Annotated in this window: 11 protein-coding genes and 1 tRNA gene; 1 reads left to right on the top strand and 11 read right to left on the bottom strand. The window is 70.2% G+C overall.

Features of this window, described 5'->3' with window-relative positions; genetic code table 11:
• Positions 1–91 precede the first annotated feature (91 nt).
• The 7 genes from rho to ABZ490_RS34610 form a co-directional block, all read right to left on the bottom strand.
• Positions 92–2,110, bottom strand: coding sequence for a transcription termination factor Rho (gene rho / locus ABZ490_RS34640; protein WP_358999273.1), 2,019 nt, complete (start codon positions 2,108–2,110; stop codon positions 92–94).
• A gap of 406 nt (positions 2,111–2,516) precedes the next feature.
• A complete protein-coding gene (thrB, locus tag ABZ490_RS34635; protein ID WP_358999270.1) occupies positions 2,517–3,461 on the bottom strand; it encodes a homoserine kinase in 945 nt (314 codons plus the stop codon).
• Between the two features lie 288 nt (positions 3,462–3,749).
• Entirely contained in the window at positions 3,750–4,808 is a 1,059-nt protein-coding gene (gene thrC, locus ABZ490_RS34630; RefSeq protein WP_358999267.1) for a threonine synthase, read from the bottom strand.
• 6 nt (positions 4,809–4,814) lie between these two features.
• Positions 4,815–6,107 (bottom strand): homoserine dehydrogenase, encoded by a 1,293-nt coding sequence (locus ABZ490_RS34625; protein ID WP_358999264.1) that lies wholly within the window; start codon positions 6,105–6,107, stop codon positions 4,815–4,817.
• Positions 6,108–6,302: 195 nt separating this feature from the next.
• Positions 6,303–7,694, bottom strand: a complete 1,392-nt coding sequence (gene lysA / locus ABZ490_RS34620) for a diaminopimelate decarboxylase (protein WP_358999261.1) — start codon at positions 7,692–7,694, stop codon at positions 6,303–6,305.
• A 15-nt stretch (positions 7,695–7,709) separates the two neighbouring features.
• Positions 7,710–8,876 carry an ArgS-related anticodon-binding protein NrtL gene (gene nrtL, locus ABZ490_RS34615; RefSeq protein ID WP_358999258.1) on the bottom strand — a complete coding sequence of 389 codons (1,167 nt, stop codon included), beginning with the start codon at positions 8,874–8,876 and terminating at the stop codon, positions 7,710–7,712.
• 102 nt (positions 8,877–8,978) lie between these two features.
• Entirely contained in the window at positions 8,979–9,557 is a 579-nt protein-coding gene (locus ABZ490_RS34610; protein ID WP_358999476.1) for a response regulator, read from the bottom strand.
• Positions 9,558–9,621: 64 nt separating this feature from the next.
• On the opposite strand from ABZ490_RS34610, the gene ABZ490_RS34605 reads away from it, so the two are divergent.
• Positions 9,622–9,693: transfer RNA gene (locus ABZ490_RS34605), tRNA-Arg, on the top strand.
• A gap of 175 nt (positions 9,694–9,868) precedes the next feature.
• On the opposite strand, the gene ABZ490_RS34600 is transcribed toward ABZ490_RS34605, so the two are convergent.
• The 4 genes from ABZ490_RS34600 to ABZ490_RS34585 all read right to left on the bottom strand — a co-directional run bounded on the left by ABZ490_RS34600 (position 9,869) and on the right by ABZ490_RS34585 (position 13,361).
• Positions 9,869–10,255: a DUF6083 domain-containing protein gene (locus ABZ490_RS34600; protein WP_358999255.1), complete on the bottom strand. Its 387-nt coding sequence runs from the start codon at positions 10,253–10,255 to the stop codon at positions 9,869–9,871.
• A 195-nt stretch (positions 10,256–10,450) separates the two neighbouring features.
• Positions 10,451–11,824 carry a site-specific integrase gene (locus tag ABZ490_RS34595; RefSeq protein ID WP_358999252.1) on the bottom strand — a complete coding sequence of 458 codons (1,374 nt, stop codon included), beginning with the start codon at positions 11,822–11,824 and terminating at the stop codon, positions 10,451–10,453.
• Positions 11,821–11,991: an excisionase gene (locus tag ABZ490_RS34590; protein ID WP_358999473.1), complete on the bottom strand. Its 171-nt coding sequence runs from the start codon at positions 11,989–11,991 to the stop codon at positions 11,821–11,823. The genes ABZ490_RS34595 and ABZ490_RS34590 overlap by 4 nt, the downstream gene beginning before the upstream one ends.
• Complete coding sequence (locus ABZ490_RS34585) at positions 11,991–13,361, bottom strand: replication initiator (protein ID WP_358999249.1); 1,371 nt, start codon at positions 13,359–13,361, stop codon at positions 11,991–11,993. The genes ABZ490_RS34590 and ABZ490_RS34585 overlap by 1 nt, the downstream gene beginning before the upstream one ends.
• Between the last annotated feature and the right edge of the window lie 79 nt (positions 13,362–13,440).

Genomic DNA, 13,440 nt, shown 5'->3' with positions numbered 1-13,440 from the left:
ATCGTAACAACGCCCACCGACATGCCGAAGGGCCGCCCCCGGTTACGGGAGCGGCCCTTCGTGAGGTGCCTGTACGGCCTGAAGTGTGACCTCAGTCGTTGTTTCCGGGCGACGGGGTCGTCTTCTGGATCTGCATCAGGAACTCGGCGTTCGACTTGGTCTGCTTCATCTTGTCGAGGAGCAGTTCGATCGCCTGCTGCTGGTCGAGCGCGTGCAGCACCCGGCGCAGCTTCCACACGATGCCCAGCTCCTCGGCACCGAGCAGGATCTCCTCCTTGCGGGTGCCGGACGCGTCGACGTCCACCGCCGGGAAGATGCGCTTGTCGGCGAGCTTCCGGTCGAGCTTGAGCTCCATGTTGCCGGTGCCCTTGAACTCCTCGAAGATCACCTCGTCCATGCGGGACCCGGTGTCCACCAGCGCGGTGGCGAGGATGGTCAGCGAGCCGCCGTCCTCGATGTTGCGGGCCGCACCGAAGAAGCGCTTCGGCGGGTACAGGGCGGTCGAGTCGACACCACCGGACAGGATGCGGCCGGAGGCCGGGGCGGCGAGGTTGTACGCACGGCCCAGACGCGTGATCGAGTCGAGCAGCACGACGACGTCGTGACCCAGCTCCACCAGACGCTTGGCGCGCTCGATGGCGAGCTCGGCGACCGTGGTGTGGTCCTCGGCCGGGCGGTCGAAGGTCGAGGAGATGACCTCGCCCTTGACCGACCGCTGCATGTCGGTGACCTCTTCCGGACGCTCGTCGACCAGGACGACCATCAGGTGGCACTCGGGGTTGTTGTGCGTGATCGCGTTGGCGATCGCCTGCATGATCATGGTCTTGCCGGTCTTCGGCGGGGCCACGATCAGACCGCGCTGGCCCTTGCCGATCGGCGACACGAGGTCGATGATCCGGGTGGTCAGCACGCCCGGGTCCGTCTCCAGACGGAGGCGGTCCTGCGGGTAGAGCGGGGTCAGCTTGTTGAACTCCGGGCGGCCACGGCCGTGTTCGGGCGCCATGCCGTTGACGGAGTCCAGGCGGACCAGCGCGTTGAACTTCTCGCGCCGCTCGCCTTCCTTGGGCTGGCGGACCGCGCCGGTGATGTGGTCGCCCTTGCGCAGGCCGTTCTTGCGGACCTGGGCGAGGGAGACGTACACGTCGTTCGGGCCGGGCAGGTAGCCGGAGGTCCGGATGAACGCGTAGTTGTCGAGGATGTCGAGGATGCCCGCGACGGGGATCAGGACGTCGTCGTCGGCGAGCTGCGGCTCGGCGGTGCCGATCTCGTCGCGGCCGCGGCGGCCACGGCGGTCCCGGTAGCGGCCACGGCGGCCACGGCGGCCGTCGCCGAACTCGTCGTCGTCCTGCGGACCGGCGTTGCGGTCCGGCCGGCTCTGCTGCTGGGTCTGCTGGCCGCGCTGCTGCTGGCCGCCCTGCTGGTCGTCGCCCTTGCCACGGCGGTCGCCGCGGTCGCCGCGGTCGCCACGGTCACGGCCGCGGTCACCGCGGTCGCCCCGCTCACGGCGGCCCTGGCGGCGGCCGTCGGCCTCGCCGGCCTCGGCGATGCGGGCCTCGGCCTGCGGCTGCGCGGGCGTCTCGGCCTTGGGCTCGGCCTTGGCCTCGGCGACGACGGTCTCGGCGCCGGAGGCCGTCGGGCTGCCCGCGTCGGCGGTGGCACGGCGACGGCGGCGCTCGACGGGAGCGTCGTTGCTGGCCGGCTGGCCGGGGATCTCGATCTGCTGCTGGGCCACGGCCTTCTCGGCGGGGGCCTCGGCCTTGGGGGCGGCGTCCGCCTTCTTCTCGGCGGCGTCCTCGCCGGTGCGCTTGACGGCGGCGCGGCGCTTGGGCTTGGTCTCGGCGGCCGGGGCGTCGGCCTTCGCCGGGGCGGAGCCTCCGGCGGCCTGCGCCTCCTTGATGACCTCGATCAGCTGGCTCTTGCGCATCCGCGCGGTGCCCCTGATGCCGAGGCCTGATGCGACCTGCTGGAGCTCGGCCAGCACCATGCCCTCGAGGCCGGTACCGCGGCGCCGCCGGGAGCCGGCACCGGTGGCAGGCGCGGAGGCGTCCGTGGCGGGCGCGGCAGCGGTCTCCTCGACACGTGCGCCCATCAGATCGGTGGTGTCGCTCACGAAGGGTCCTTCCCTGGAGCGGACGTCGGCCTGTCTGGCTCGGCGACCGGTTGTGCTGTCCGGCTTCGGTCCTTGCTCTGGCGAAGCCGGGGCGGTGGTCCGCCACAACGGCGGAAGAGAGATTTGCTGGTGATGGCGCTTCCCCGACGAACCGTGACACCCAGTGTCACGTGGCGTGGAAGCACCGATTCCGGAGCGTGCCCTGCGGACCGCTCAGCGCCGGTGTACGGCGTACTGCCCAGATACGACGTACGGAACGCAGTGCGGCTTGGGGAGCTCCCGGAAGAATGTCTGTCCCGGACGGGGACACGAAGCACCTCGCCATGGTGGGGTCGGGTGCAGACTTGAGGTTAACACTACCGGATCCAACAAACATTCCCCCTCTCGAAATCCGGCGACCGTGCACTTAAATGTCGCCGGAGTGCGTTTCACCAGCAGGAGCGAGCGGCAGAACACTCGCCCCCTGCAGATCCAGGGCCAGGCGGTTCGCGGCCCAGTCGGCGCCCGCCAGAGCCTCGACCTTGTCGGCCGTTCCCGCGTCGGCCAGCGCCATCACGGTGGGTCCTGCGCCGGAGATCACCGCGGGGATCCCGTCGGCGCGCAGCCGCTCCACCAGGGCGGCGCTCTCCGGCATCGCGGGGGCGCGGTACTCCTGGTGCAGCCGGTCCTCGGTGGCCGGCAGCAGCAGCTCGGGGCGCCGGGTGAGGGCCTCGACGAGCAGGGCGGCACGGCCCGCGTTGGCGGCGGCGTCGACGTGCGGCACGGAGCGCGGGAGCAGGCCGCGCGCCGTTTCGGTCAGTACCGGCTTTCCGGGCACGAAAACCACCGGAACGATGGAATCGGCGGGCTCCATCCTGATCGCCCGCGCGGCGCCCGCCTCCATCCAGGAAAGGGTGAATCCGCCGAGCAGACAGGCGGCGACATTGTCGGGGTGGCCCTCGATCTCGGTGGCGAGTTCGAGCAGACCGGCGTCGTCGAGCCGGGATTCGCCGCCTATGGTCACCGCGCGCGCGGCGACGATGCCGGCGCAGATCGCGGCGGAGGAGGAGCCGAGGCCCCGGCCGTGCGGGATGCGGTTGGCGCAGACGATCTCCAGGCCGCGCGGCTGGCCGCCCAGGACGTCGAAGGCGGTGCGCAGGGAGCGGACGAGGAGGTGCTTCTCGTCACGCGGCAGGGTCTCGTTGCCCTCGCCCGCGATGTCGATGTGCAGCCCGGAGTCGGCCACCCGGACGACGACGTCGTCGTAGAGCCCCAGCGACAGGCCCAGGGCGTCGAAGCCGGGGCCGAGGTTGGCGCTGGTGGCGGGGACGCGCACCCGTACGGGGGCGGCGCGGAAGGCGGGACCGGCCATCTCTCGATGACTCTCCTTGAGCTGCGTGACTGGCGAATGACCTGCGATGGATGACGTGAACGACCCCGGGGCCGCGAGGGCGACACGACGCTGCGGCATATGCAGCGGGCGGGTTCGGTACAGCCTATCGAAGGAAGGTTCTGCGGCGACATAGGGCGCACAGGAGGCGCACGATGCGTGTCGTAAGCCCCCTGTGCATCCCTTACGGGGTTAACCCCGCGTCGACGTGGGGTGCGGGGCCGTGTCGGACGACGACGTGTCGCGCGATACGGCCCGTGCGACGACGTCCTACGCGAGACCCAGGCGGCCCGCTGCCGCCGCCGCGTCGACCGGGACGACCACCGGACGCGGGGCGCCCTCGGTGGCCCAGCCCGGGTCCTTGAGGCCGTTGCCGGTGACCGTGCAGACGATCCGCTGGCCCGGGTCGACGTCGCCGCGCTCGGCGGCCTTCAGCAGACCGGCCACGGACGCGGCGGACGCGGGCTCCACGAAGACACCCTCCTGCGCGGCCAACAGCCGGTAGGCGCGCAGGATCTCACGGTCCGTCACCTCGTCGATGATGCCGCCCGACTCGTCCCGCGCGGCCAGCGCGTACTGCCAGGACGCCGGGTTGCCGATGCGGATCGCGGTGGCGAGGGTGGACGGGTCCTTGACGACCTCGCCGCGCACGATGGGCGCCGAGCCGGAGGCCTGGAAGCCCCACATCCGGGGCGTCCCGGAGGCAATGCCGTCGCCGGCGTACTCCCGGTAGCCCTTCCAGTACGCGGTGATGTTGCCCGCGTTGCCGACCGGCAGGACATGGATGTCCGGGGCGTCGCCCAGCATGTCCACGATCTCGAAGGCGGCGGTCTTCTGCCCCTCGATGCGCACCGGGTTGACCGAATTGACCAGCGCGACGGGGTAGTTGTCGCTCAGCTCACGGGCGAGCGTGAGGCAGTCGTCGAAATTGCCGTCGACCTGGAGGATCTGCGCGCCGTGGACGAGGGCCTGCCCCATCTTGCCGAGTGCGATCTTGCCCTGCGGCACGAGCACGGCGGAGACCATGCCCGCACGGACCGCGTAGGCGGCGGCCGAGGCGGAGGTGTTGCCCGTGGAGGCACAGATGACCGCCTTGGCGCCCTCCTCCTTGGCCTTGCTGATGGCCATGGTCATCCCGCGGTCCTTGAAGGAACCCGTCGGGTTGGCACCCTCCACCTTGAGGTGGACCTCGCAGCCCGTGCGCTCGGAGAGCACCTGCGCGGGCACGAGGGGCGTACCGCCCTCACGGAGCGTCACCACGGGGGTGGTGTCGGACACCGGCAGCCGATCCCGGTATTCCTCGATGATTCCGCGCCACTGGTGGGTCATTGCTGGTTACTCTCCTTCAACCCGCATGATGCTGGCGACACCCCGCACGGTGTCGAGCTTGCGCAGCGCCTCGACGGTCCCGCTGAGGGAGGCGTCGGACGCGCGGTGGGTGACGACGACGAGGGAGGCCTCGCCGTCCTTGCCCTGCTGACGAACGGTATCGATCGACACGCCGTGCTCGGCGAAGACGGTGGCGACCTGGGCGAGAACACCCGGCTTGTCGGCCACGTCCAGGCTGATGTGGTACCGGGTGACGACGTCACCCATCGGCGACACGGGCAGGGCGGCGTACGCCGACTCGCCGGGCCCCGTTGCCCCGCTGAGCCGGTTGCGGCAGACGGCGACCAGGTCGCCGAGCACGGCGGAGGCGGTGGGGGCACCGCCGGCGCCGGGGCCGTAGAACATCAGCTGACCGGCCGCGTCGGACTCCACGAAGACGGCGTTGTACGCGCCGCGCACGGAGGCGAGCGGATGGGTCAGCGGAATCATGGCGGGGTGCACGCGCGCGGTGACGGAGCCTCCGTCGGCGGCCCGCTCGCAGATGGCGAGCAGCTTGATGGTGCAGCCCATGTTCTTGGCGGAGGCGAAGTCGGCCGCGGTGACCTCGGTCATCCCCTCGCGGTAGACGTCGTCGAGCCGCACGCGCGTGTGGAAGGCGATCCCGGCGAGGATGGCGGCCTTGGCGGCGGCGTCGAAGGCCTCCACGTCGGCGGTGGGGTCGGCCTCCGCGTACCCGAGGGCGGTGGCCTCGTCGAGGGCCTCCTGATATCCGGCCCCGGTGCTGTCCATCTTGTCGAGGATGAAGTTGGTCGTCCCGTTGACGATCCCCATCACCCGGTTGATCTTGTCCCCGGCCAGGGACTCCCGCAGCGGCCGAATGAGGGGAATGGCCCCGGCGACGGCGGCCTCGTAGTACAGATCCTTGCCGTGCTCGTCGGCGGCGGCGTGCAGCGCGGCGCCGTCCTGGGCCAGCAGCGCCTTGTTGGCGGAGACGACGGAGGCGCCGTGCGCGAAGGCGGTGGTGATGAGTGTCCGCGCGGGCTCGATGCCCCCGATGACCTCCACCACGACGTCGATGTCCCCGCGTTTGACGAGGGCGGTCGCGTCGGTGGTGACGAGGGCCGGGTCGATGCCGTCGCGCACCTTCGACGGCCGCCGCACGGCCACCCCGGCGAGCTCCACCGGGGCACCGATCCTCTGGGCGAGGTCGTCGGCGTGCGTCGTCATGATGCGCGCCACCTCTGAGCCGACCACTCCGCAGCCCAGCAGCGCCACCTTCAGCGGACGCGTACGCATCATCCGACCTCGTTTCCTCATACCGTCTACGGTTGGACCAGTCTCACCCACCGGACCGGAGTTTCTATCCCTGGTCCGGATCGTGAGACATCTATTTCATTTTCACCGGGGCGGCAGACAGAAGATTCTCCCGCCCCTCTGTTTACGTTTCTGTTCGGCTTTTCCCTTACCAGAATCCAGGCTCACCAGACATCGGGTTCACCCGACGTCGAGCCGCAGAAGGTCGTCCTCCGTCTCCCGCCGGACGATGACCCGCGACTCCCCGTCGGCCACGGCGACGACCGGCGGCCGCAGCACATGGTTGTAGTTGCTGGCCATGGACCGGCAGTACGCACCCGTGGCCGGTACGGCGATCAGGTCACCCGGTGCCAGGTCCGACGGCAGGAACGCGTCCTTGACCACGATGTCCCCGCTCTCGCAGTGCTTGCCGACGACCCGTGCGAGCATCGGCGCGGCATCGGAGGTCCGCGACACGAGAGCGACGCTGTACTCGGCGTCGTACAGCGCGGTGCGGATGTTGTCCGACATCCCGCCGTCGACGGAGACGTACGTCCGCAGCCCGTCGAGCGGCTTGATGGTGCCGACCTCGTAGAGCGTGAAGGCGGTCGGGCCGACGACGGCCCGCCCGGGCTCCACCGAGATCCGCGGCGTGCGCAGCCTGGCGGCCTCGCACTCCCGGGTGACGATCTCGGTCAGCGCCTTGGCGATCTCGTGCGGCTCCCGCGGGTCGTCGTCGCTGGTGTACGCGATCCCGAGCCCACCGCCCAGATCGATCTCGGGCAGCTCGACGCCGTGCTCGTCCCGGACGTCCTTGAGCAGCCCGACGACCCGGTGCGCGGCGACCTCGAACCCGGACATGTCGAAGATCTGCGAGCCGATGTGGCTGTGGATGCCGATGAGCTCGATCCCGTCGAGCTTCAGCGCCCGCCGCACCGCCTCGGCGGCCACGCCGCCCGCGAGGGGGATCCCGAACTTCTGGTCCTCGTGCGCCGTGGCGATGAACTCATGGGTGTGCGCCTCCACCCCCACGGTGATACGGATCTGCACCCGCTGCCGCTTGCCGAGCGACTGCGCGATGTGGGCGACCCGCACGATCTCCTGGAACGAGTCGAGCACGATCCGCCCGACCCCGGCGTCGACGGCCCGGTGGATCTCCTCGCTCGACTTGTTGTTGCCGTGGAAGGCGATGCGCTCGGCCGGCATCCCCGCGGACAGCGCGGTGGCCAGCTCACCCCCCGAGCACACGTCGAGGTTGAGCCCCTCCTCGTGCAGCCACCGCACGACGGCCCGCGAGAGGAAGGCCTTGCCGGCGTAGAACACGTCGGCGTCGTTCCCGAACGCGCCGCGCCACGCCCGGGCCCGGGCCCGGAAGTCGGTCTCGTCGAGGACGTAGGCGGGGGTCCCGTACTCCTCGGCCAGCGTCTTGACGTCGATGCCCCCGACGGTGACGACCCCGTCGTCGTTCCTCCCCACGGTCTGCGCCCAGACCTTCGGGTCGAGGACATTGAGGTCACTGGGCGGCGCCGAGTAGTGCCCCTCGGGAAGGACATCGGCGTGACGGGGCCCGGCGGGGTGGGCGGAACGGCTCATGTTCTGACTGGCTCTCTAGAGATGGTCGGGTGCGTCGATGCCGAGCAGGGACAGGCCACCGGCCAGCACCGTCCCGGCGGCTTCGGCGAGCGCGAGCCGGGCACGGTGGGCGGCCGAGGGTTTCTCCTCGCCGCGCGGCAGCACGACGGGAAGCAGCGACAGCGTGGCGTCCGCGAGCACGACGAGATGCCGCGCGAGCCGGGAGGCCGCGCCGACCCCCTCCGTACGGGGCAGGGCGGCGACGGTGGCGAGGACGCGGGGGTAGTCGGCGAGGAGGGACAACAGCTCCACCGCCGGGCCCGGGAAGGGGTGCAGTCCACCCATGCTCCCGGGCTCGGCGGTGAACCCGAGATCGGCGGCGTTACGGCCGAGGGCCCGGGTGCGGGCGTGGGCGTAACGGACACGGAAGAGAGGGTTGCTCTCGCGCTGGACCAGATGGTCGGCGGTGATGCGCGGCCGGTCGTGTGGGGCGGGGTGGAGCAGCGCCCAGGAGACGGCGTCGAGCCCGAGAGGGGTGGGGTCCTCGGGGGCGGGGTGGGGGCGGAGCTCGAGGGGGGTGGGGCGGGTGTCGCCGTCGGCCTCGGGGTGGGGGCCGGAGAGGCGCCGCCGCCCGTCTCGCGAGGCGGGGAGAGAGGGCTGCGGCGATACGAGGTGAGGGGGCTGGGAGGCGGCAGGGTGCGCGGCGGGGACGGGGACGCACGCACCCTGCGCAGCAAGATGATGGATGGCGACGCGTCCGCCCTGGGAGGCGACGATCCGCGCGAGGGCGTCGGCGAGGACCTCGGCCCGGACCTCGAACGGCACGCGCACCTCGTACACCTGCCCGGCGAGGCTGTCGCCGTGCCCGTACCGCGGCCCCTCCTGCCGGATCCGCCGGACGAGTGCGGTGCCGGCGGCCTGCTGATCGAGGCTGATGTTGAGGAATCCGGGCCCGGTGATGTCGACGCGGGTGACGCCTTCGGCGCGGGCGAGATGGGTGCGCAGCACCTCGGCGACCCGCAGGGCGGGCTGTCCGGCGGGGCGGGCCAGCTGCAGGGCGATGTTCGTGGCGTAGTCCCCGGCCCCTCCGGGCCCCGGCGGAGCGACGACGGCCCGCGCCGGGACGGCCACGCTGAGCTCTCCGGCGTCGACAGCACGACGTACCGCGTGCAGCACGGTGCGGGAGAGCTCGACGGGGGTCACGGGACAAGCGTAGGGGAGGAGGGGGGTGGGTAGGCGAGCCGGTTTGGGGAGGTCCCGGGATGTGGACGCCGGGCCCGACGGCCTTGCGGCCGCCCGCTTCCGCTACTCCGAACCGGCGGGCCCTCCGCTCCCCTGCCCGGCCCCGAGGGAGGTCCCGAGCCCGAACCCCCTGCCCACACCACGGTCCGAGGCGCCGCCCCGCCGCTCCCCCTCCAACAACTGCCGTACGAGAGAGACGAGTTCCTGGGGTTCGAAGGGCTTGGCGAGGAACGCGTCGACGCCGACTTCGAGGCCGGCCTCGACCTCGTACGGGGTACACGCGCTGATGATCGCGAGGGGAAGATCACGCGTCCGCGAATCGGAACGCAGCCGAGCGGCGGTCCGGAGGCCGTCCAGACGGGGCATGACGACATCGAGCGTGACGACGTCGGGCCGCACCTGATGAACGACTTCCAGACACTCGGCACCATCGGAGGCGGTCACGACCTCGAGACCCTCAAGCTCGAGATTGACCCTGATCAGCTGCCGGATGACCTTGTTGTCGTCCACAACAAGCACCCGACCCGACGCGCCTGGCACAACTCGAGAGTAGGTCGACACCGGCCACCGCGTCCGGGTTTTCCCCACTTCCACCCCCTGCGGGCGACACCCACCCCTCCCCGCCCGCGTAAACCCGTTCATGAACACCCCGAGGGAGCTGGTAGTGTTCCACCTGTCGCCGCGAGCAACAGCCCGCACCCGACACGCCCCCGTAGCTCAGGGGATAGAGCAACGGCCTCCGGAGCCGTGTGCGCAGGTTCGAATCCTGCCGGGGGCACCCCTTATGAGGTGCCCAAAGACCCCGTCACCAGCGGAAACGCTGAGGCCGGGGTCTTCGCGTATGTGCAGCCCTATGCAGCGCACAGCGGCTCTATGACGCGGTCTGTGGACTATTCGTGGACAGGATCTTGAGGCATCTCCCCTGGTCAGCCCCGGAATTTCCGAAGCCTTCCTCAGCCGGCGTCCGGCCACTCCTCAGGGGGCAGAGGCGGCGGCTCCGAGTCGCTCTGCCGCTCCGCTTGCCGCGCGTTCTCCCCTCGCAGGCTGGTCAGCCATGGCCATAGATCCGGCAGAGCCTGCTGCGGGCAGGCGAGGCGGTGCTCGATGCGGCACCGCTGGAACTGGTCCGGCGGACACACCCCGTAGACCGTCACCCGCCCATCGGACAGCTCGATCCAGCGGTGCTCCGCAGGCACCGTATGGGCGAGCGGGTGCATTTCCGGCTCCAGCAACACCCAGTCCTGCTCAAGCGTCGCTACCCGATCCTGCAAGAGCCCGCAGTAAGGACAACGGTTCTGCCCACCGCCCAGGCGGCGCGGCTTTTCATCTAAAACCCCCATACCGTGAGGGTCGCCAGGCAGTCGGTCAAGGCGTAGAGCGCGAACCAGACGGAGCACTTGAGGTAGCCGTGTGCCAGCGAGACGAAATGCGATGCGGCAGGTGCACCCAGCACCTATTGGCCGACGATGCACGGCCGAGACAAGACGAAGCCCCCGGCCCATGCGGGCTGGGGGCTCACGGCCTATGTCGCACGATCACTCGTACTCGCGCAATAACTCCTCGATCTTTCGGTTGGCCACCTCCTGTCGGCCATCGATGCACTTGGCATAGCGAGACAGCAGAACCTCCACACTGTTTCCCGCCCGTTCAGCAACCTCGGTCGCGTCCACCCCGGAGTTGAGCCAGGTGGACAGCGCCGAGTGCCGCAAGTCGTACGGCCGTGCAGCGAGCGGCGAGGCGACGGCGGCCGGAGGAAGCGCCAGCACTCGAGCTTCCTGCCAGACGCGGTAGTACGTAGACGAGCCGACCACTCCCCCACGCTCGTTGGTGAACAGCCGCCCGTCCTCGGCGGTGCCGAAGGTGTCGAGGTGCTGCCGCAGCATGGCCACGAGCTGAGGCGGGATCGGCACAGGCCGGACTTCTTCGGCGGGCCGGTTCTTCAAGCCGCGGTCGTCGTGTGTCTCACCGGAGTCCGTCCACTGTTTGCCGGCACTGGGGCGCGTCCGGTGGAGGAGCGCCGTACCCCAGCCCTCTTCCGGAAGCTTCAGATCCGCTCCGGTGAGGCCCACGACCTCAGCGGGACGGAAAGCTCCGTAGTACATGCAGGCGAACAGGCCGACGAGTCGACGGCCGCGTGCCCGGCCGTACCCGCCGACGTACGACACGGCGGTCAGCAGTGAACGCGCCTGCTCGGGATTGGCGACCACACGCGGATCGACTTCCCCCGCGACCTTCGGCTTCTTCCACCGAATTCCTGTGATCGGATTCTCTTTGAACTCCCCGAGGTCCACTGCATAGTGCAGGGCGTTGACGAGTGTCCGGCGCTTGCGCCGCACGGTTTCCGCGGCTGCCGCAGTTCCGTCGAGCTTCAACTTCAGCGAGTCCAGAACAGCCCTTGCGAGGGCGGCGTCTCCAAGATCGGCCAGGGGACGAGACGCCTTCGAGACCCAGTGCAGCACGCGCGCGACGTCATCCGGCAAGTCGCGATCACCAGGGCCGGGCAGGACGAAGGCCCAGTTGCGCAGCGCCTTCCGGACCAGCTCCCCAGAGGGCCGCCCCGGCCGGTCGTCCAAGAGCGCCATGGTCACCGCGGTCAACGACTCGTTGATCCCGCTACGCGTGTTGGGGGCCGCGTGCGGCCACTTCATGGCGAGGTACTTGAGCGCGAAGGCGTACCAGCTCGTCGAGGCCGCCTTTTCGACCATCGAGTCAGGCAGCCCCGTGACCGTGTCGAACTCCTCGCCACCATGGGCGGCGCGGAGGAGCTTGGAGCGGTAGTGATCCGCCAGCCCTTTGGTGCAGAACTGATCGGAGAACACGTTCCCGGCGACAATCCACCGGACGTCGTAGGAGGACTTCTTTGTGTTCCTCTTCCGAACGCCCCACACCTTCACGTCGAGAGACTTCACGCCGCCGCCTCCAACCGTCGCAGCCAGGTCGTGAAATCACTCCGCCAAACCCGGAGCTCTCCGTTGGGCAGCTTGAATGCGGCCGGCCCGTATCCCAGCTCCCGCCAGCGGTAGAAGGTGCGGCGAGAGACTCCGCCCAGCTCGGTGAGGATCTGTGGGACGGTCATCAGTTCGTCTCGTCGGCTGTCCACGCCGAGTCTCCTTGCGTCTCGGTGGCGTTGGGTCGTCGTGAGGTGGCGAGCCAGGACTCTGCGGCGGTCAGTCCGGTGCCAGCGAAGCGCCAGTGTGAGAGGACAAGGACGGTGTCCGGGTCAGGCAGCGGGTGACCGGCTGCGGCAGCGCGTTCGCGGGTGAGGGTTTCGTTGTGGTCGGCACGTTCCTGGCGGAGGGCGCCGAGGGTGACCGAGTACGTACGGGACTTGGTCGAGAAGTGGCCGCGGAAGCCGAGCATGTGGGCCCACTTGCGCAGGCGAAGGTCTTCCAGTTCGGGCAGGGCGCCGAGGTGCCAGCAGGTGAGGATCATCTGGCGTGCGTGGCCGGTGACTTCGGCGCCGATGAGGTCCGTGATCGGGTTTCGGATGGGGCGGTCCAGGGTGCCCGTCGCGCTCTCGGCGCCCTTGGTGGCGTACTTGGCGATGTAGGCGGCGACGGCGCGGCTGGTCAGGTTGGTGGGGCCAGTGAAGTCGGCCGAGTGGATGGGGCGGATGTCGAGCTGTTCGCCGAAGCAGAAGGTGTAGGCGCGTCCGTCGAGGGCCGGGCCGGGTGTCTCGGCGAGGCGGGCCGCCGAGCGGATGGCGTCGGTGAGGAGTTCGGTCGTGGCCCAGACGGGCGGAGTGTCCTCGGCTCCGTCCGGGCCGTCGAGGCGGATCACTGCATGGAAGTGGACGGCTCCGCGTCGCTGGTACTCGGCGACCTTGGCGTAGGAGAGCTTGAGGCAGTCCCGCAGCTCTGCGCGGGTGATGCCCGCGCGGGAAGCGAGCTGTTGGCGGAGGTAGGTGGTGAAGCGGGCCCACAGGGCACCGGCGTGCGCGTTCCAGAGAACCGCGGCGCGGTAGTCGTAGCGGGCCGAATCCAACGGGGTGCCGAGGACGACGTCACCGTCCGGGTGGAGACGTCCGCAGCGGCAGCGACCGCCGCCGGGGCGGTTGTGGACGGGGCCGAAGGAGGGGGCCGTGAAGGTGGCGAAGACGCGGGGGTGTCCGGCGACGGCCGCGCCGATGCCCTTGCCGCCGCTCAGGCCGGCCGTGACGAGTTGGTACGTGTCCTTGCGGTAGACCTCGGCGCACGCGGCGCACCGTGTGGCACGGCGGTTGTTGCAGCGGATGAGGAGCTGTCCGGCCGGAAGGGCGTGGTCCACGACCTCACGGACGATCTCCCCCGTCGCGGCGTGAACGTCTAGGCGGTGACCCTCCATCCGAACGGGCCGCTCGCAACCGCCGAGTCGTTGGACCTGACGGGCGTAGGAACTGAGGTCGCCGTGCTGGGCGAGGGAGGTTAGTTGGCGGATGGCTCCGGCGTCGGGAGCCTCGGGACTCATGTGCGGGTTCCTCCTAGAGGGGGCGATCCCTCGGCCTGCATAGGGGGCTAGACAGCAAGGGCAGGCCGAGGGGCGGAGC

The organism is Streptomyces sp. NPDC005811, assembly GCF_040630405.1.
Taxonomy (GTDB): Bacteria; Actinomycetota; Actinomycetes; order Streptomycetales; family Streptomycetaceae; genus Streptomyces.
Note: the sequence above shows the minus strand (reverse complement) of the source record. Positions and strands in the feature narration are given on the sequence as shown.